This window comes from Pseudomonas sp. 65/3-MNA-CIBAN-0223 (genome assembly GCF_040310425.1).
GTDB lineage: Bacteria > Pseudomonadota > Gammaproteobacteria > Pseudomonadales > Pseudomonadaceae > Aquipseudomonas > Aquipseudomonas gregormendelii.
The window spans coordinates 1-285 of record NZ_JBEOPV010000089.1 but is presented as its reverse complement, the minus strand read 5'-3'; the positions used below and the strand labels follow the sequence as shown (position 1 = coordinate 285).

Below are 285 nucleotides of genomic sequence, written 5' to 3'. Positions count from 1 at the left end.
CGCGAGCTGTTGCATGCACTACGTGATCGCGGTTGCCGTCTCGGCGTCCTGACCCGCAATGCCCACGAGCTGGCCAAGGTCACTCTGGAAGTGGTCGGCATGGGCGACTGTTTTCTTCCCGAGGACATCCTTGGTCGCGGCGAAGCGCCGCCCAAACCCCACCCGGGCGGCCTGCTGCAGCTAGCCGAGCGTTGGGGCGTGGCACCATCGGCGATGCTGATGGTTGGCGATTACCGCTTCGACCTGGAGTGCGCCAGAGCTGCCGGCGCGCGCGGGGTGCTGGTC

At 67.4% G+C, this 285-nt stretch carries 1 protein-coding gene; it reads left to right on the top strand.

Features of this window, described 5'->3' with window-relative positions; genetic code table 11:
* A partial coding sequence (locus AAEZ09_RS28040) for an HAD family hydrolase (protein WP_350601603.1) occupies positions 1-285 on the top strand: 285 nt, incomplete at both ends.